Here is a 17,155-nt window from a genome sequence, read left to right as displayed (position 1 = left end):
TTACCCCTTGTTGTTGTGTAGTGATTGCAGATCGGCGTCCACCATCATGTGCACGAGCTGTTCGAAGCTGACTTGCGGCTCCCAGCCCAACACGCGACCGGCCTTGCTCGCGTCGCCGATGAGCAAATCCACCTCGGCCGGCCGATAGTATTTCGGGTCTACCACAACGTAGTCCTCCCAATTCAAGCCGAGATAGCCAAATGCCACCTCGCACAACTCGCGCACGGAGTGCGTCTCACCGGTGGCAAGCACGTAGTCATCGGGTTGATCATGCTGCAGCATCATCCACATGCCGCGCACGTAATCGCCGGCGTAGCCCCAGTCGCGTCGCGCGTCCAGGTTACCCAGGCGCAGTTCGCGTTGCAGACCCAGCTTGATGCGCGCGGCGGCGTGCGTCACTTTGTGCGTAACAAACTCCAAGCCGCGCCGGGGGCTTTCGTGATTGAACAAGATGCCGCTGCACGCGAATAGACCATAGCTCTCGCGGTAATTCACCGTGATCCAGTGTCCGTACACCTTCGCAACGCCGTATGGGCTGCGCGGGTGAAAGGGCGTCGTTTCGCGCTGCGGCACCTCCACCACTTTGCCGAACATCTCGGACGACGACGCCTGGTAGAAGCGCGCATCGGGCTTGATGTGCCGGATCGCCTCCAGCAGCCGCGTCACGCCCAGCGCCGTGAACTCGCCGGTGAGCACCGGCTGGCTGAACGAGGTGGGCACAAACGACTGCGCCGCCAGGTTATACACCTCATCCGGCTGATATTCGCGGATGATCTCCATGAGTGATGACTGGTCGAGCAGGTCACCCTGCACAATATCAATCCGCTCCTGGATGTGCTTGATGCGGTCAAAGTTAATGGTGCTGGTACGGCGCACCATGCCGACCACCCGATACCCCTGCTCGAGCAAAAACTCAGCCAGATATGAGCCGTCCTGTCCGGTAATGCCGGTGATGAGTGCTGTCTTCTTTGGCATACTTCACATCTCAAGTTTTGCGTCCCAGATCCTGCGCATCTCGACTGAGCTGCTCCCGCCAGTAATCCAGAAGTTCGGCGATGGTCTGCTCAAACGGAATGCGAGGCTCCCAACCCGTGGCTTCGCGGATGCGCGTCGGGTCGCCATAACTCACCGGCGTATCGGCGACGCGGAAGCGGGTCGGATCGCTGCGCTGCTCCACCTGCACCGTTGTCAGGCGGAGCATCGTATCCAGAAGCGACTGAATCGAGCGCGGCTTGCCGCTGCACACATTGTAAGCGCGTCCACCGTCGGCATACCGGATCAGCGCCAGATACGCCCGGACGATGTCGCGCACGTCCGTGAAATCGCGCTCGGCTTGCATATTGCCCAAATGCATGACCGGCTCGCGCCTGCCCAGCTCGATCTCGACGATCTGCCGAGCAAAATCCGACGCCACAAAGCGCACATCCTGTCCCGGCCCGAAGTGGTTGAACGGGCGAGCGATCACCACGTCGTACCCGTGGCTGATGTGATACTGAAGCGCCATCAGCTCTTGTGTCGCCTTGCTCACTGCGTAGGGGTTGGTCGGTTGCAAAGGCCGTTCTTCGCGAAAGGGCAGGTCACGCTCAGACGCGGGTCGGCCGTACACCTCGTTGCTCGACACGATGAGAAAACGGGGCGACAGTTTAGCAGCTATCGCGCCCTCGAATAAATTGAGCTGAGCGCGCACGTTCGCCTCGAATGTCTCCCAGGGTTGCTTCCAGGCCGTCGGCACGTGCGACTGCGCGGCCAGATGAATGATGATGTCGGGCCGCTCGTAGCGCAGCAAACGCATGACGGCATCGGCGTCGCGTAAATCCATCTTCCACCACAAGACGCGCGGGCTGGGACGATCGCCTTGCGTAGTGCGCGACACACCGATCAATGTCCAGTGGGTCGTTTTCAGGAGTAAGTCGGTGAGGTGCCTGCCGGCAAAGCCGGACATACCTGTGATGAGCACGCGCATGATGAAGCCAACTTGGCGACGTATCCCGATTGTCGCGCAACTCTATCATAGGCTGCGCGCCCGTCGGGCCAAGTCTGCGCTCATGGGCCGGCGAACGGTGTCGGCGTGGGTCTCGGCATCGGCACCATCGGGATGAGGGTGGTTACCCCAAACGCCAACGAGCCGATCACCGCCAGCAGCACCAACACCACGAAGCCAGCGCCTCCAACAATGCCAATCCATGAGAACAAACGCGCTTGGTCGGGCTTGGTTGCATTGCGCGCGCCGGCCAAGCCAACGCTGCCCAGCAACAGCGGCACCAGCGGCAGCGGCGGCGCGCAGATCGCAATGCCGATGCCGAAACAGGTGGCCATGGAGAATATGCCGCTGATGCAGGCCAGCAACGCGATGATGTCGTTGCCGTTGCGCTGGCGCGTGATGCGGGGCGGCGGCGCCGTTGGCAGGCGCGGCAAAACCGCCGCACGACCTAGCTGATCCAGATAGACCTGAGGCGCATAGACCACCTTGCCCTGAGACATCAGTTGGCGCGCTACGCGCTCGCTGACCCGCCGGCCGTCATCGGCATACCAGAGATGTTCAGCGCACAGCGGCACGCCGGTGACCTCGCACCGCTCGATCGCTTCGTTCAGGCAGTCCGCGCACCGGGCCGACATGGCGGATAGTCAGGGATCCGATCCTTCAAGTCAGAGGGCGGGTCGGCGGTCGTACGAGGCTCAAGATCGCGACCTGACCTCTGAGGAGAGCGGAGAGAGTGAGATTCGAACTCACGGTGACCCATACGGGCCACAACGGTTTTCGAGACCGCCCCGTTCAACCACTCCGGCATCTCTCCGTGCGCCGTTAATTCTACCGTGATTTCTGCGCGGTGGAGTTCGCTTCGGCTGGCTTTCGCAGCCCGTGGCACTAGGCGCTTCCGCGGGTTTGAATGCGTCTGCGAAAGTAGTCGCACCGACGCCGCAGCGGGCAGCGCGTGCACGCCGGATTGCGCGCGTGGCAGACCGCCCGCCCATGCCGAATCAGGTTGATGTGGAAGGCGAACTGCCCCCCGGGCGGACAGATGCGTTCCATCCACTCATGCGTCTGCTCGGCGGTCAGCTTCGGGGGGCGGAGGCCGAGCCGCCCGGTCACGCGATGCACATGCGTATCCACCGGGAAGACGGGTTTGTCGTAGCAGAACAACAGCACGATGGCCGCCGTCTTCGGCCCGACGCCCTTGATGCCGAGCAGCCACCGCCGCGCCTCATCCACCGGCATCTGGGCGAGGAAGTCTATGTCCAGCTTGCCGTGCGCTTCGGTAATGTGTCGTAGGGCCAACTGAATGCGCGGGCCTTTTTGGTTGGCCAGGCCGGCCGGGCGAATGGCCTCGACGACCGCTTCCACCGGCGCATCCCGCACGGCCGCCCAGGTCGGGAAGCGCGCACGCAGCCGGGCATAGGCCAAATCGCGGTTGCTGTCGTTGGTGTTCTGTGAGAGGATGGTCGCGACCAGTTCGCTCACCCCATCGCGCCGCGTCCACTGCGGCTCGCCGTAGGTCGCCAACAACTTCTCATGGATGATCTTCGCCCTGCGCCTCAGCGCGCGCTCATCCGCCACCAGCGATCGCTCATTCGCGTCGCGTCGTTTCCGAACCGCCCGCCCATCTTTCGCATCCGTCATCTCCAACTCCCAATCTCTAATCATCAACCATCACCCCCCTCAACTCCTCCGCATCATCACCCGAGACGACCCAGAACTCCGGCGAGGCCACACTCCCCCCTGTGCCAAGCAGCATCCCTTCAGCGCGGTAGCGGGCAGATAATCGTTCAAAGCGCTCACCGCTCACCTCGAGTTGAATCTCGGTGCGAACTGAGGACACAGGGCCATCCCCCTCCAACGCCCGAATCATCACGGCGGGCGGGCGAGTGCGGTTCGATGCGACCGGCTGCACGATCAGACACCGGCGACGCGCAAATCCGGTTGCCGTCAGCGTCGCCGGAGACCACGATTCCCACCCCGCAGCCGGATCGTCCGATTCAGCTCGCCTATGCTCATCGCCGGACGGCGCAGCCAGCAACCCCTGCGCGCTTTCTAGCAACACGCGCCACAAGCCAGGCGGCGCGCCGAGGTTAAACAGTCCCCCAAAAGCGTAGTCAATGCGGATCACGTCCAGCGCATCGAGATAGACATCGTCCGCGCCCTCGTTCGTCACAGACAACTGCGCCGTCCAGCCGGGGCCACGCTCCTGCCAAATCCATGATGCGCGCAGACCATCGCATGTCGTCACGAACGATAGCGGATCGTCGCTATAACGCTGCGAGGCGCTCACGCGCATTGTCCGCAGCATGGCCGATTCGGTCGCGCGATAGCGCACCTGAGCCGCGATCCGGTGCATCGTTGGACCGTCATCCCAGTTGATGGTGATGTGATGGTCCATCACAGCCAGCATGCCGTTTGTGTTGATCATAGGCTGTGAGCTCTGAGCTTTGAGAGTAGAGAGTCGATTCTCAACTCAAAACTCAGCGCTGGATGTTCTTGGCGCTGTCTTCCATGCCGCCGGGACGATTGCGCGCCAGCCAGACGCGGTGGTGCTCGGCGATGAGCTTGCGCCGTTCGCGCTCGATCACTTTGAGATCGGCTGCAACACGACTGCGGGCTGCGCTCAGCCGTTCCAGTCGGGCCATCCCGTAGCGCATGAGATGAATAGCATACGCGAACTCACGCCGCACCAACGCCGCGTCTTCGCGCTGCATCTTCAACGTCGGTACGATTGCTTCGAGGCGGTCGAGTTCTTTATTCACGCGCGTCAGCCAACGCCGCTCGATGGGGGCCTCCTTTAAGCGGCGCTGCAGCGCTTCCGCGCTGAGCGTGACGGCGTAGGCATACGCCGTGCCGTTGTAAGTGCGGAAGGGGATGTGCGTATACACGTTGCCGAGATCGTAGGCGAATTTGCCGGTCGCCCCGCTCGGATCGGCGAAGATGTGCAAACTTGCCGCGCGAGCAACGTCCATATCGCGGTTGGACGCGGCGCACCAGGACACGCCGGCGCCATAGGCATAGGGCAGATAGCTGACCGGCAAAGGCTGCAGATGGCCATAGTCGCCCCAATCGGTGTTGAGGAAGCCAACCGCGCCATGCCGCTTGCCGTTCTCGGCAGCATTCAACAGATTGCCGATGGCGTTGTCGGTGCGGCCACCGATGCTGTTCCACGACGACGTGCCGCCGCACACGTAGAACGGAATGCCCGACGCCGCGAACTTGGCGCCATGGTCGGCGAAGGGATGATCGTATTCGTAGCCCCACTCCATCGCAATCACATCTTTGGGTAGCTCGGCGACAAGCTCAGGATGCGCCATGATGATGTCCCCCCAGAACTGCATCGTTCGGCCATGGCGCTTGACCCGCTCGTAGATCTGAAGCAGAAAGTCCAGATAGACGCGACCGACGCCCTTAGCCTCGACCTCGGCTTTGCTGCGCCCGTTACCTAGGTCCACCGTCTCGTCGCAGCCGACGTTGAAGAACCGGCTGGTGTAGTGGGGCAGCACCTCCTCGAAGATCTCCTCAACCAACTTGATGCTGCCGGGGTCGCCCGGACATAACGTAAATGGCTCGGCAAAGTAACCCCACGGCGTCTCACAGCCGTTCGGGCATTCCGCAAGGTGGCGATAGGCGTCGTGAATCAGCCAGCGGCGCATGTGGCCAAAGCAGTTCTGGTTCGGCACTAAGTCCATGTGCCGCGCCCGGCAATAGGCATCAAGCTGCATGATCTCCTCGCCCATCATCGGCGAGGCGTTGGCCCACACGACCGGGTGACGCCGGAAGGCGAACGTGTGTTCAGTATAGAGCTGAAATTCGTTGATCTTCAACTCCGCCAGCAGATCCACCAGCTCGAACAGCGTCTTCATCGTAGGCACTTTGTCGCGGCTGATGTCGAGCATGACGCCGCGCCGCGCGAAGTCCGGCGCATCCTCGATATGCAGCAGTGGAAGCACGCCGCCATACTGGCGCAAAAGCTGAGTCAGCGTCATGACGCCGTAAAATGCCCCGGCTGTCGTCGGCGCGGCAATGGTGATGCGCTCGGATGTCACGTCCAGCGTGTAGCTTTGCCGTTCGGTACCGCGACCGGCGTCGCCCGCGTCTCGGATGGCAATCAGCAAGCCAATGGTCTCTGCGGGCGCCGCGTCGCTGGCGTGAATGTGCCAAGTCACGCGCGAATACCGGCTAAGCGCGCGCTGCGCCTCTTGCGCCTCGAAGAATCCTTGCGCGGGCGTGGACGTCTTTAACACGATGAGACGGTCGGGCTGGAGTTCAAGCACACCGCCATACGGCGTCATGGCGCGCGGCTCCGGAACAAGACAAGGCGAGAGCAGATGGGATTGCTTAGGCATGGCTCTGTTGTCGGGCAACATTGTACGATGGGGAGCGATAGGCGCGATTACAATCGCCCTGCGACCGATGGCCGATCCGACTTCACACCTTGCTTGGTGCATCGTGCAAGGCATAGGTGCCCAACCGGGCGAACTGGTCCTGCTGCTCGACCATGCCGGCTGTGACGACCCGTTGCGCGAAGTCGCGTCCGCCGTTGCGCCGGCAGGCGCGACGCCGCTAATCGAACTCGCTCCGTCCGATCACCTTGCGCGTTCGCCGGCATCCGGCCGGACCGAGTATTTCGCCGCATACGACCGCCACCGTCGCCAACGCGCGCGGCGCGGTCGTCGTGACCTTTGGCGACAATCGCCTCCGGGGCGGCCGGAATGCTTCTTCGCTGAGCGCGGAGTTCATGTCGTCGAACGCTGAGATCGAGGCCGACGGTCAGCCGACCGTCAACCTCGGATAATCCGAGTTAGAAGGATGCCCCAATCGCTGACAGTCTTTGGCGCCGTTATTTTTGACATGGACGGCTTGATGCTCGATACCGAGGCACTGGCCCGCGAAGCGTGGTTCGAGACCATGCGCCGCTGGGGGTATGAATTAACCGACGAGGTGTATTTGCGCGTGCTCGGCACGACCGGCGCGCGCACCTGCGACATCTTCCGTGAAGCATTTGGCCCCGACATCCCTATCGAGAGGATGTACGCCGACAAGCAGCGCTACTTGGACGAAGCGATTGCAGCGGGTCGCATCACCGTCAAGCCGGGGCTGAGCGAGTTACTCGATTGGCTTGACGCGCAGCGCATCCCCAAAGCCGTCGCCAGTTCAACCGCGCGCGCCCTGGTGTTGAAGAAGCTCGGCCGAGTCAACCTGGCCGGTCGTTTTGACGCAATCGTCGGCGGAGACGAAGTGGCGCGCGGCAAACCTGAGCCGGATATCTTCTTGGAGGCCGCGCATCGTCTGGGTGTGCCGCCCGGCGCATGTGTTGCGCTCGAAGACTCGGAGAACGGCGCGCGCGCGGCCTACGCCGCAGGCATGCGCGTCATCATGATTCCCGACCTGCAACAACCCGACGATGAGATTCGCGCGCTCGCCGATTGCGTCTTGCCCTCGCTGCGCGAGGCGCATCGGGTCCTGCGCGCGGCGCAGAACGCGCGAACGACTGCAGCATGAACCTCGCCCTCGTCCATGACTGGCTCAATCAGCTTGGGGGCGCAGAAGATGTGCTCAGCGCGCTGAACCGGATGTTCCCGCGCGCGCCGATCTTCACCAGCATCTATGACCGGCAGCGCATGCCGGCCGCTTGGCGCACTTGGGACATCCGCTCCACGTGGATGGATCGCCTGCCCGGCGTACATCGCCGCCACCAGCCCTACATGCCGGTGTTTGCCTGGGTGTGGGCGCATCGTCGCATCCCGGCTGAACACGATGTGATTTTGAGCAACAAAAGCGCATTTTGCATCGCCGCCCAGGGGCTGCATCCGGATGTCAGGCACATCTGTTATTGCCTTACCCCGACGCGTTTCGTCTACGATTTCCACGCCTATGCAAACAAAGAGCGCATTCCGCCCGGCGCCTCAGCCATCCTCCGCGCGCTCAACCACTACCTGCGCCGCTGGGAGACGCGCGTCGCCCAACGGGTGACTGCATTCATCGCCATCTCGCGCGAAGTGCAGCAACGCATCCGCCGGCACTACGGCCGGGAATCGGTCATCATCTACCCGCCTGTCGAGATGCCGGCCGGTCTGCCGCAAATCCAGGATCAGGGCTTTTATTTGATCGTCTCGCGGCTCTTGCCCTACAAGCGGATAGACCTGGCCATCGAGGCATTTGGGAAGCTCGGCCTTCCACTGATCATCGCGGGCGACGGACGAGACCGCCCCAGGCTGGAGCGGTTGACCGCGCGACAAGGCGGGTCTAACATTAAGCTGTTGGGGCGGATAGATGATGCGACCTTGCATCGCTTGCTGACCGCGTGTCGCGCTTTCATCTTCCCCGGCGTCGAGGATTTCGGCATTGCGCCCATCCGCGCTATGGCATACGGCAAGCCGGTGATTGCCTATGCCGGCGGCGGCGCGCTAGACTATGTCGCGGACGGCGTGACCGGGACGCTCTTCTACCCACAGACCACCGATGCGCTCGTCGAGGCGGTGCTCCGGCATTCTGGTGTAACATTCGCGCCCGTTGAAATCCGCCGCCATGCCGAGCGATTCGGCGTCGAGCGGTTCGAGCGTGAACTCAGCGAGTTTTTGAGAGGATTAGGAGTGGCGATTGAGGATTAGAGATTGGAGATTGGAGATTGGAGATTGGAGATTCTCCCGCCTTGATCTCTAATCTCTAATCTCAAGTCTCTAGCATATGGAAGCATTCTGTTTCAAATGTCGCGGCAAGCATCCATTGCTTGATCCAAAACCCATCTTCTTTGCCAACGGGGCGCCGGCAACCCAGGGCACCTGCGCCAACTGCGGCTATGACAAGGTGTTCAAGATGGGACGCACGCCGGCGCACGACGGGCTGACCCCGCCGGAACCGGTGCAGCGGGAGCGCAAGCCAAAATCCGACGGCCGGTCACAACACACACGGGAGAGGTCGAAAGCACCCGCGAACGGCGACGCCGGCGCACAGGGCACGCCCGGTCTGCCGCTGGTCATTGTCGAATCGCCCGCCAAGGCGCGCACCATCGGCAAGTTCCTGGGCCGCAAATACACCGTCCGGGCTTCGATTGGCCATATCCGCGATCTGCCCAAGAGCCGGCTGGGGGTGGATGTGGACAACGACTTCGAGCCCAGCTACATCATCCCTGCCGACAAGAAAGCGATCGTCAAGGAACTCAAGCAGTATGCCAAAGCCGCAAGTTCGATCTGGCTGGCGACCGACCCGGACCGAGAAGGCGAGGCCATCTCGTGGCATCTGACCCACGCGCTGCGGCCTGAAATCGCCAATAAGCCGGTGCACCGCGTCGAGTTCCACGAGATCACCAAGGACGCTATCGATTACGCCTTCGCCCACCCGCGCGATATTGACACGAACGCGGTGAACGCCCAACAAGCGCGCCGTATCCTCGACCGATTGGTGGGCTACAAGCTCAGCCCTTTGCTGAGCGACAAACTCAGCCGGCGCGGCCTGAGCGCCGGGCGCGTGCAGTCCGTCGCCCTGCGCCTGGTCGTCGAGCGCGAGCGCGAAATCCAGGCCTTCACGCCGGTCGAGTACTGGAGCATCGAGGCAGAACTCGCCAAGCCATTGTCTCGAGAGGCTTTCGTTGCCCGGCTGTTCAAACTGCGCGGCCAGGAACCAGACCTCAAGCATGAGGCCGACGCACAGCGCATCGTGAGTGAGCTGGAGGGCGCAGCGTATCGCGTAGTCAAGGTCGAGCGCAAGGATCGCTCGCGCCGGCCGACGGCGCCGTTCACGACCAGCACCATGCAACAGGAAGCCAGCCGCAAGCTCGGCTTCAACGCCCGACGCACGATGGCCATCGCCCAACAACTCTACGAAGGCATAGACATCGGCGAAGGCGCGGTCGGCTTGATCACGTATATGCGCACCGACTCGGTGAACGTAGCCGAGAGCGCGCAGCGCGAGGCGCGCCAGTTCATCGTTGAACGCTACGGCGGGGAGTTCGTGCCGGAAGCCCCTCCGAAATATGTTTCACGCGCCAAGAACGCGCAGGAAGCGCATGAGGCGATCCGTCCCACATCCGTCTTCCGCACGCCGGAATCGGTGAAGGACTACCTCGATCGCGACCAGCTCAGGCTGTATGAGCTGATCTGGAAGCGCTTCGTCGCTAGCCAGATGGCCCATGCTATCTTCGACGCGACGACGGTGGACATCGAGGCGCTGCCCCAGGGCGCGGGCGCGCTTCCGATTGAATCAGGGGATGCCCAGGATACGCGCGCGGCGATCCCCGGCTATTGGTTCCGCGCCAACGGCTCGGTGATCAAATTTGCCGGCTTCCTCAAGGTGTATGAGGAAGGCCACGACGAAGGCGAGAAGCTGGACGAGGAAGAGGAGGCGCGCGGCCGCAGGCTGCCGGAATTGTCCGCCGGCGAGATGCTCGACTTGGTACGCCTGATCCCAGAGCAACACTTCACGCAGCCGCCGCCACGCTACACCGAGGCCAGCCTGGTCAAGGCGCTGGAGGAATACGGCATTGGCCGGCCCAGCACCTACGCGCAGATCATGACCACGATCCAATCGCGCGACTACGTGCGCAAAGAAGGCAAGCAACTCGTGCCGACCGAGCTGGGCTTCGCGGCCAACGACCTGCTCGTCGCCAACTTCCCCCGCTACATTGACGTAGGATTCACAGCGCATGTGGAGGAGGAGTTAGACGACATTGAAACCGGCGCGCGAGAATGGCGCCCCGTGCTGCGCGAGTTCTATCACCCGTTCCAAGAAGCCGTGGCGCAGGCCGCCGAGCGCATCCCCAAGCGCGAGCGCACGGTGCAATATACGGGCGAGCGGTGTCCTGCCTGCGAAGATGGCTTACTGGTCTATCGCGAGGGCCGTTTCGGACAGTTCATCGCCTGCTCCAACTTTCCGAAGTGCAAATACACCGCGCCGATCCCCATCCCCGGCGTAAAATGCCCGAAGTGCGGCGGCCCATTGGTGGAGAAGCGCGCCCGCAAAGGCCAGCGGCGCGTCTTCTACGGCTGCGCAAACTACCCCAAGTGCGACTTCACCACATGGAACAAACCGCTGGCAATCCCAGGGCCGGAGGGATGCGAGGGGCTGGTCGTTGAAATCGGCAAGGGCAAAGCCAAATGCCTGAACAACGACCTGGTCTTTGACATTCCAGAATCATCCGCCGAATCTCCACCGGCGCTACCGATGTCCTCGCCTTGACGAATCGTCCGCCAAATGCTTTACTGATCGCATGCTTGGCGATACTGTGTTGAATCGTGACCTCGATGAATTTGCGTCTGCGCCGGAATTCAGAGGAAATACGCTGGTGCGTCCCTCGCGGACGCGCCAGTTCGTTTATACAGCCGCGTTGTTCGTTGCCGTGTTGCTCGCTATCACCGGCCTGGCCAACCTCATCGCCGTCCTCAGCCGCGCCGACCCCTCGGCCAACTCCACGGCGATGCTCGGCGCAGGTTTACTCATGCTGCTCGCAGCACTGGGGCTGATCTGGCGATTGGCCTCGCCGTTCGTGTTTGCGACAGCGGTAACCGACGACAGCCTGCATTGGCGAACGATTTTCGGCTGGCACGAAGCGCCATGGGACGAAATCGAGTTCGTGCTGGTCGAGCCGCATAGCCGCTTCGGCGGACGCGCCGTGCACATCAAAGCCGGCAATCGGCGGATGCACTATGGCTGGTTCGACTCAACCGACTGGTATACCTTCGGCCCGCTGGAGTCCCTGCCGGCCGATGAGGCCAAGTCACTCACACACACCATCGTCTCGCGCGCCCGGCTTGTGCGTCGCGCGCCCGGCGTGTGGGTGAACGATCGCCTCGATCAACCGGTCGAAGTTTCCACCGGCCAATTCAAGTGGTAGCCCAACGTCAGGGGCATCGCACCGCTTCGACCTAAGCCACCCGGATCGCGCCTGGCGCAACTCAAGGCGCCCGCGGCGACGACGGCTGAGCGGTCCATACCAGCCGCAGTGGCAGAGACGCTCGCGGGCATAGGATTTCGGCGGCCCAACGCCGCACACAACCAGCAACGCGCCGACAAGGCCGACCAGGCGCGCTGGCGTGTCCATGCCGCACAGACAATGGCGCCGGCCGATAGATTCCCCTGGCAGCGATGCTAGACTATGGCTCCACCGGCATGGCCGATGACATCACTGCACGGCGCGCCCTGGCTGCGCGATTGTTGACCCCTGGATATGCGGATGCGCTCACCGGGTATTTCGCGCTCGAGCACGACCCCCGCCGCACACGGCTCCATGTTCAGACTGACCCGCACGGCCAGCCGCTTGCCTTCGTCGCCGTGTGTCAGACCGGCCTCGATTTGTTCCGCCCGCTCGTAGTCATGCGCGGCGACGACCCGCTCGCCCTACAACAAGCCTTGCGCGACGCGCTGGCGCCTCACCGTCAGTACTTGTTCAACGTGCAGCCGTCAACTCGACCCCAGCTCGAAGCCATAGGCCAACTGCACGGCGAGAGCATCCATGCCGTTTATGCGCTGAACAGCGACGACTTCACACCGGTCATCAACATCCTCGTGCAGACGAGCAAAACGCCGGATGGGATGTTGCGCGCAGTGATTCGCGCGCGCGACGGGTCGAACGTCGCCGAGGCCGGCACCACCTGGATCTCGTCGCGATATGCGGAGGTGTTCGTGTGCGTTGCCGAAGGCGCGCGCGGGCGCGGCCTGGGCAAATCGGTAGTCAGCGCAATCAGCACGCAGGTGCTGGAGATGGGACGAACCCCGCTCTACGTCGTCCACCCGGCCAACATTGCCTCGGTGCGTCTCGCCGAGCGGCTTGGCTATCGCGACACCGGCGCGCGCGAGCTGAGTGGGGTCATGAGTCGAAGCAGATAAGCAAAGCCAACCTTAAAAAGCGGAGGCAAGGCCGGCTATCACTTCACGAACCGGCGATTACGCATTAACATAGGGATTGCACATACAAAGCCTGGGTAAATAGGTAAATATGTCCAAGCGGAAAATACTTGAAGCGCGCAGGCGCGAGCAGCAACGCAAGCAAACGATTCAGATCGCCGTCATCATCGGCGTCATTGCGGTGATTGTGATCGGCGGCGCAGTCGTCCTCAGCGCACTCTCCGGGCAGCAACAACGAACCAGCGCGCTCCCCCCTGTGAAGGCCGCGAGCAAAGCCACGCCGGCGAATGCCGAGCCGAACGGGAGAGCATGGGGGCCGCCTAACGCGCCGATCAAGATTGAAGAATATCTGGACTACCAATGTCCGGCCTGCGGCCAATATGCGCGCAACTTCGAGCCGGCAGTGATCGAAGCCTTCGCCAAGACCGGCAAAGTGCGCTACGAGGTGAATTTCCTGCCTTTCCTCGAAGACCCCGTGGGCGGGCGCGAGTCGCGCGACGCCGTGCAAGCCGCGCTCTGCGCCGCGGAGCAGAACAAGTTTTGGCAGATGCACGCGACGCTGTTCGTTAATCAGCCGATCACCGGACAGGAGAACATCGGCAATTACAGCAAGCCACGTCTGAAGGAAATGGCAGCCACCATCGAGGGCATGGACACCGCAGCGTTCAACGCGTGTTTGGACTCGAACAAGTATGAAAGCACCGTGCTGCAAATCCGACGGGATGGCGAAGCGCGCGGGGTGCAGCAAACGCCCACGTTCTTCGTGAACGGCCAGCCTTTCCCCGGCGTGCGCAGCGTGCAGGACTTCCGGCAGATCTTCGCGCAAGTCGCGCCGAACGTGAAGCTCGATGAGTAACCAGGGTCAAGGCTTCTGCCTGACCGCCGCTCACGATAGATCCCCCTACCCCAATCAGCGAACCATGAGCATCCCTTATCGCTTACCCCAAGGTCGCACCCCTCGCCCCGCGTTATGGGCCGACGTTCCTGATGAACAATGGGACGACTGGCGCTGGCAACTCAGCCACCGACTCAACACGACAGAGGACCTGGCGAAGCTCATTCGGCTCACCGAAGAAGAGCGAGCAGGGCTGAACGCGCCGAACAAGTTTCGCGTGGACATCACCCCTTACTTCGCATCGCTCATAGACCCCGACGATCCGAACTGTCCGGTGCGCCTGCAAGTCGTGCCGCGCGGGCGCGAGTTGAAGGCATTCGAGAGCATGATGGAAGATTCGCTGGCCGAGGATACACACGCGCCGGTGCCCGGCCTGGTCCACCGCTATCCCGATCGGGTCCTCATGCTGGTCACCACCCAGTGCGCTTCATATTGCCGATATTGCACACGCAGCCGCATCGTCGGCGACCCGCACGCGATGTTCAACCGGCGCCACCACGATATGCAGATCGAGTACTTGCGTCGGACGCCGGAGGTGCGCGACGTCCTGCTGAGCGGCGGCGACCCACTCACGTTGCCGCAGAAAATCCTCGAAGACTTGCTGCGCCGGCTGCGCGACATCCCCCACATCGAGATCATCCGCATTGGGTCGCGCGTGCCGGTGTTCCTACCCCAGCGCATCACCGACGAACTGGTAGAGATGCTGCGCCAGTTCCATCCGCTATGGATGAACATCCATGTCAACCATCCCAAGGAAATCACACCGGAGCTGGCCCGCGCATGCGCCAAGTTAGCCGATGCCGGCATCCCCCTCGGCAACCAAAGCGTGCTGCTCGCCGGCGTCAACGATCACCCGAATATCATTCGCAAGCTTTGCCACGAATTGGTGAAGATTCGCGTCAGGCCCTACTACCTCTACCAGTGCGACCTGGTCGCAGGCAGCGGTCACTTCCGCACCCCCATCGCAGCCGGCCTGGAGATCATGGAGGCGCTGCGTGGCCATACCAGCGGCTACGCCATCCCTACCTTTGTTGTGGATCTGCCGGGCGGCGGCGGCAAGGTGCCGGTCTTGCCCAATTACCTGATCAGCCAATCGCCCGGCCGCGCCGTCTTTCGTAACTTCGAGGGCTACATCAGCACCTACACCGAGCCGACAGATTATCAGCGCCCCCAACCGGCGCCCGAGCCGCGCGCCAGCCGCAAGCTCCCCGGCGTGGCGAGCCTGCTGGCCGGCGAGACAATAACGATCGAACCCGACGGCTGGCGAGCCCACCACCTGCCCACGGCGGAGTCCAACGGCCAATCCGGGCCTCACAACAACGGGACCGAATCCATCCCGCTCGACGCACTGCTCGATCGGCACGATGTGCAACTCACCGGCGAAGGCGATGAGCCAAGTTGGGCCAAAATCAACTGAGCAATCCCACACTCACTACGCAACCGAGGAATGGACCATGACCGCCTATGTGATCGCAGATATCGAAGTGCTCGAACCCATCGAATACGAGGAATACAAAAAGCTGGCAGGGCCAACGCCCGCCCAATTCGGTGGACGCTACATCGTGCGCGGTGCGCCCACACACGTCATCGAGGGCGAATGGTCACCCAAACGTTTCGTCATCCTGGAATTCCCCAGCTTGGAGCAGGCGAAGGCGTGGTACGAATCCGAGGCATATAGCCGCGCCAAAGCGATTCGGCACCGTGCGGCCAGGTCGAACGTGATCATGGTCGAAGGCGTCACTCCCTCCTAATCCAGGCCAAATGAAGCGAAACAACGTCATTCCGGCAATCCTGCTGGCCATCGGGACATGCATCACGCCGGCAGGAGGAGCACACGCTGCCGCACCACCGGCGGGCGAAGGAACCCTGGTCATCGAGGCACCGGCGACGGCAATCCAAGCCGACGCGCCGGCAGACAAACCATCTAGCCGGCCGCAAACCGGCCAACACGCCTACACTTTCAAAGCACAGCTCGCCAATGGCCGAGCCACCCAGCTCAACTACCTGCTCTTCGTGCCGGCATCTTACGGACGAGATCCGCAGGCGAAATGGCCGCTGTTGGTCTTCCTGCATGGCTCGCGCGAGGTGGGCCGCGACGTCAGCCGCCTGCGGCGCGCCATTCTGCCGCAAATCGTCGAGGAGAACCCGGAATTCCCCTTCATCGTCGTCTCACCGCAATCCCCGACGAGACAGCACGGCTGGTATCCCAGCCTGGACGCGATCGAGGCGCTGCTCGACCGGTTGCAGGCCGAACTGGCCATTGATCCCGATCGCATCTACCTCACCGGCCTGAGCATGGGCGGTTATGGCGCGTGGGCGCTAGCGATGGACGCCCCCGACCGTTTTGCAGCTATCGCGCCGGTAGTCGGCGGATACTTCTACAGCGCCCGGCAACTCTGCGCGCTCAAGGACAAACCGATCTGGGTGTTCGGCGCACGGCTCGACCGCAACGTGCCAGTGCGCGAGAGCGAGCGCGTGGTCAACGCGCTGAGGTCATGCGGCGGCAACCCGCGTTTCACAGTATTCGAGAACGCCGACCACGACCTGGGCTGGGAGTTGGCCTACCGGACGACGGAACTCTTCGAGTGGCTGCTACAACAACGACGCGGCCAGCCGCCGGCGCAAGCTTCCGACTGAACCCGCGCACCGCGCCTGCTAAGACGGCCACCGAACCATGATAAAATCCAAGGCCCGTGCCGGCCCGACCGATCGCACGGCGCGGGAGATGAAGCCCAATTCCAACGAGGGATCAACGTGGAAAACAGCTTTACCGTAGCCGAAGAGACAACGGCTGAGCCTTCAAAGCCCAAAGCTGCGAGCGAAAAGTCTCAGAAGAAAACAGCGCATCGAGCGCCCAGCGTCGAAACCAGTGTCGTGCGGCCCAGGCGTGTGGACGAGTTCGCGGCAACCAACACCGTGCCTGACTACAAGGATTACGAGCGACTCCGCCGCTACATCACCGCTCAAGGCAAAATCCTGCCCCGCCGTCGCAGCGGCCTCAGCGCGAAGAACCAGCGGCTGATGGCCCGCGCTATCAAGCGCGCGCGCCATCTGGCGCTGTTGCCGATGCCGGGCATATTGAACAAGTGACCAGCCCAGATGTTCGACGCGACGCGCGCTGCGAACGACTGTCATTCAGGAGGTTGGCATGGCCAGCAAAAAGAAAGGCAATCGAATCGTGATCAGGCTGAAGAGCACTGAGAGCGGCCATTTCTACCTGACCGAGAAAAATCGCAAGAACGACACGGCCCGCCTTGAGCTTCGCCGCTACGATCCATTCGTCCGCCGGCATGTGCTATACAAAGAGGAGAAATGAACTTCCGCTCTGCCGAGCAGAAGGCTCGAGCGTAACTGCGAACCAAGAGGGCACATGACGACGCACACCCGAAGCATGTTCGCTTCGGGTGTTTTGATATCGGACTGGCGCATGCCCTAATGTG

General features: G+C 62.4%; 18 protein-coding genes and 1 tRNA gene. 12 read left to right on the top strand and 7 right to left on the bottom strand.

Annotation, left to right across the window (positions count from 1 at the left end):
• The 7 genes from gmd to GXH28_RS00685 form a co-directional block, all read right to left on the bottom strand.
• Entirely contained in the window at nucleotides 1-975 is a 975-nt protein-coding gene (gene gmd, locus GXH28_RS00715; protein WP_169237080.1) for a GDP-mannose 4,6-dehydratase, read from the bottom strand.
• A 10-nt stretch (nucleotides 976-985) separates the two neighbouring features.
• Nucleotides 986-1,963: a GDP-mannose 4,6-dehydratase gene (locus GXH28_RS00710; RefSeq protein ID WP_169237079.1), complete on the bottom strand. Its 978-nt coding sequence runs from the start codon at nucleotides 1,961-1,963 to the stop codon at nucleotides 986-988.
• Between the two features lie 80 nt (nucleotides 1,964-2,043).
• Nucleotides 2,044-2,616: a hypothetical protein gene (locus GXH28_RS00705; protein WP_169237078.1), complete on the bottom strand. Its 573-nt coding sequence runs from the start codon at nucleotides 2,614-2,616 to the stop codon at nucleotides 2,044-2,046.
• A gap of 90 nt (nucleotides 2,617-2,706) precedes the next feature.
• Nucleotides 2,707-2,795 (bottom strand) — tRNA-Ser (locus tag GXH28_RS00700).
• Nucleotides 2,796-2,866: 71 nt separating this feature from the next.
• Nucleotides 2,867-3,643 (bottom strand): endonuclease III domain-containing protein, encoded by a 777-nt coding sequence (locus tag GXH28_RS00695; RefSeq protein ID WP_240550094.1) that lies wholly within the window; start codon nucleotides 3,641-3,643, stop codon nucleotides 2,867-2,869.
• Nucleotides 3,636-4,406: a hypothetical protein gene (locus GXH28_RS00690; RefSeq protein ID WP_169237077.1), complete on the bottom strand. Its 771-nt coding sequence runs from the start codon at nucleotides 4,404-4,406 to the stop codon at nucleotides 3,636-3,638. The genes GXH28_RS00695 and GXH28_RS00690 overlap by 8 nt, the downstream gene beginning before the upstream one ends.
• A gap of 52 nt (nucleotides 4,407-4,458) precedes the next feature.
• The gene (locus tag GXH28_RS00685) at nucleotides 4,459-6,327 is read right to left on the bottom strand and encodes a beta-N-acetylhexosaminidase (protein WP_169237076.1); all 1,869 of its coding nucleotides are present in this window, start codon (nucleotides 6,325-6,327) and stop codon (nucleotides 4,459-4,461) included.
• A 67-nt stretch (nucleotides 6,328-6,394) separates the two neighbouring features.
• Here GXH28_RS00685 and GXH28_RS00680 point away from each other — a divergent pair, with 67 nt between their 5' ends.
• The 12 genes from GXH28_RS00680 (at nucleotide 6,395) to rpmG (ending at nucleotide 17,031) form a co-directional block, all read left to right on the top strand.
• Nucleotides 6,395-6,736, top strand: a complete 342-nt coding sequence (locus GXH28_RS00680) for a hypothetical protein (RefSeq protein ID WP_206156657.1) — start codon at nucleotides 6,395-6,397, stop codon at nucleotides 6,734-6,736.
• 54 nt (nucleotides 6,737-6,790) lie between these two features.
• On the top strand, nucleotides 6,791-7,483 hold the full coding sequence (locus GXH28_RS00675; RefSeq protein WP_169237074.1) for an HAD family hydrolase: 693 nt from the start codon (nucleotides 6,791-6,793) through the stop codon (nucleotides 7,481-7,483).
• The gene (locus GXH28_RS00670) at nucleotides 7,480-8,592 is read left to right on the top strand and encodes a glycosyltransferase (RefSeq protein ID WP_169237073.1); all 1,113 of its coding nucleotides are present in this window, start codon (nucleotides 7,480-7,482) and stop codon (nucleotides 8,590-8,592) included. Before GXH28_RS00675 ends, GXH28_RS00670 begins: the two co-directional genes overlap by 4 nt.
• 76 nt (nucleotides 8,593-8,668) lie before the next feature.
• Nucleotides 8,669-11,155, top strand: coding sequence for a type I DNA topoisomerase (topA, locus tag GXH28_RS00665; protein WP_169237072.1), 2,487 nt, complete (start codon nucleotides 8,669-8,671; stop codon nucleotides 11,153-11,155).
• Between the two features lie 31 nt (nucleotides 11,156-11,186).
• Nucleotides 11,187-11,810 (top strand): hypothetical protein, encoded by a 624-nt coding sequence (locus GXH28_RS00660; protein WP_169237071.1) that lies wholly within the window; start codon nucleotides 11,187-11,189, stop codon nucleotides 11,808-11,810.
• A 251-nt stretch (nucleotides 11,811-12,061) separates the two neighbouring features.
• The gene (locus GXH28_RS00655) at nucleotides 12,062-12,802 is read left to right on the top strand and encodes a GNAT family N-acetyltransferase (protein WP_169237070.1); all 741 of its coding nucleotides are present in this window, start codon (nucleotides 12,062-12,064) and stop codon (nucleotides 12,800-12,802) included.
• Nucleotides 12,803-12,911: 109 nt separating this feature from the next.
• Nucleotides 12,912-13,676, top strand: a complete 765-nt coding sequence (locus GXH28_RS00650) for a DsbA family protein (protein ID WP_169237069.1) — start codon at nucleotides 12,912-12,914, stop codon at nucleotides 13,674-13,676.
• Between the two features lie 64 nt (nucleotides 13,677-13,740).
• Entirely contained in the window at nucleotides 13,741-15,132 is a 1,392-nt protein-coding gene (ablA, locus tag GXH28_RS00645) for a lysine 2,3-aminomutase (RefSeq protein ID WP_169237068.1), read from the top strand.
• A 37-nt stretch (nucleotides 15,133-15,169) separates the two neighbouring features.
• Nucleotides 15,170-15,466 carry a DUF1330 domain-containing protein gene (locus GXH28_RS00640; RefSeq protein WP_169237067.1) on the top strand — a complete coding sequence of 99 codons (297 nt, stop codon included), beginning with the start codon at nucleotides 15,170-15,172 and terminating at the stop codon, nucleotides 15,464-15,466.
• Nucleotides 15,467-15,476: 10 nt separating this feature from the next.
• The gene (locus tag GXH28_RS00635) at nucleotides 15,477-16,352 is read left to right on the top strand and encodes a carboxylesterase family protein (protein WP_169237066.1); all 876 of its coding nucleotides are present in this window, start codon (nucleotides 15,477-15,479) and stop codon (nucleotides 16,350-16,352) included.
• Between the two features lie 237 nt (nucleotides 16,353-16,589).
• On the top strand, nucleotides 16,590-16,805 hold the full coding sequence (gene rpsR, locus GXH28_RS16115; RefSeq protein ID WP_169237065.1) for a 30S ribosomal protein S18: 216 nt from the start codon (nucleotides 16,590-16,592) through the stop codon (nucleotides 16,803-16,805).
• A gap of 58 nt (nucleotides 16,806-16,863) precedes the next feature.
• On the top strand, nucleotides 16,864-17,031 hold the full coding sequence (gene rpmG, locus GXH28_RS00625; protein WP_169237064.1) for a 50S ribosomal protein L33: 168 nt from the start codon (nucleotides 16,864-16,866) through the stop codon (nucleotides 17,029-17,031).
• Nucleotides 17,032-17,155: the final 124 nt, after the last annotated feature.

The sequence above is a fragment of the Candidatus Roseilinea sp. NK_OTU-006 genome (assembly GCF_012931985.1).
Taxonomy (GTDB): Bacteria; Chloroflexota; Anaerolineae; order J036; family Brachytrichaceae; genus JAAFGM01.
This window is presented reverse-complemented; position numbering and strand designations above follow the sequence as displayed.

Excerpts from the sequence above, each read along its gene's own strand:
- gmd (WP_169237080.1), bottom strand. The coding sequence starts at position 975 with ATGCCAAAGAAGACAGCACTCATCACCGGCATTACCGGACAGGACGGC.
- GXH28_RS00710 (WP_169237079.1), bottom strand. The coding sequence starts at position 1,963 with ATGCGCGTGCTCATCACAGGTATGTCCGGCTTTGCCGGCAGGCACCTC.
- GXH28_RS00705 (WP_169237078.1), bottom strand. The coding sequence starts at position 2,616 with ATGTCGGCCCGGTGCGCGGACTGCCTGAACGAAGCGATCGAGCGGTGC.
- GXH28_RS00695 (WP_240550094.1), bottom strand. The coding sequence starts at position 3,643 with ATGATTAGAGATTGGGAGTTGGAGATGACGGATGCGAAAGATGGGCGG.
- GXH28_RS00690 (WP_169237077.1), bottom strand. The coding sequence starts at position 4,406 with ATGATCAACACAAACGGCATGCTGGCTGTGATGGACCATCACATCACC.
- GXH28_RS00685 (WP_169237076.1), bottom strand. The coding sequence starts at position 6,327 with ATGCCTAAGCAATCCCATCTGCTCTCGCCTTGTCTTGTTCCGGAGCCG.
- GXH28_RS00680 (WP_206156657.1), top strand. The coding sequence starts at position 6,395 with ATGGCCGATCCGACTTCACACCTTGCTTGGTGCATCGTGCAAGGCATA.
- GXH28_RS00675 (WP_169237074.1), top strand. The coding sequence starts at position 6,791 with ATGCCCCAATCGCTGACAGTCTTTGGCGCCGTTATTTTTGACATGGAC.
- GXH28_RS00670 (WP_169237073.1), top strand. The coding sequence starts at position 7,480 with ATGAACCTCGCCCTCGTCCATGACTGGCTCAATCAGCTTGGGGGCGCA.
- topA (WP_169237072.1), top strand. The coding sequence starts at position 8,669 with ATGGAAGCATTCTGTTTCAAATGTCGCGGCAAGCATCCATTGCTTGAT.
- GXH28_RS00660 (WP_169237071.1), top strand. The coding sequence starts at position 11,187 with ATGCTTGGCGATACTGTGTTGAATCGTGACCTCGATGAATTTGCGTCT.
- GXH28_RS00655 (WP_169237070.1), top strand. The coding sequence starts at position 12,062 with ATGCTAGACTATGGCTCCACCGGCATGGCCGATGACATCACTGCACGG.
- GXH28_RS00650 (WP_169237069.1), top strand. The coding sequence starts at position 12,912 with ATGTCCAAGCGGAAAATACTTGAAGCGCGCAGGCGCGAGCAGCAACGC.
- ablA (WP_169237068.1), top strand. The coding sequence starts at position 13,741 with ATGAGCATCCCTTATCGCTTACCCCAAGGTCGCACCCCTCGCCCCGCG.
- GXH28_RS00640 (WP_169237067.1), top strand. The coding sequence starts at position 15,170 with ATGACCGCCTATGTGATCGCAGATATCGAAGTGCTCGAACCCATCGAA.
- GXH28_RS00635 (WP_169237066.1), top strand. The coding sequence starts at position 15,477 with ATGAAGCGAAACAACGTCATTCCGGCAATCCTGCTGGCCATCGGGACA.
- rpmG (WP_169237064.1), top strand. The coding sequence starts at position 16,864 with ATGGCCAGCAAAAAGAAAGGCAATCGAATCGTGATCAGGCTGAAGAGC.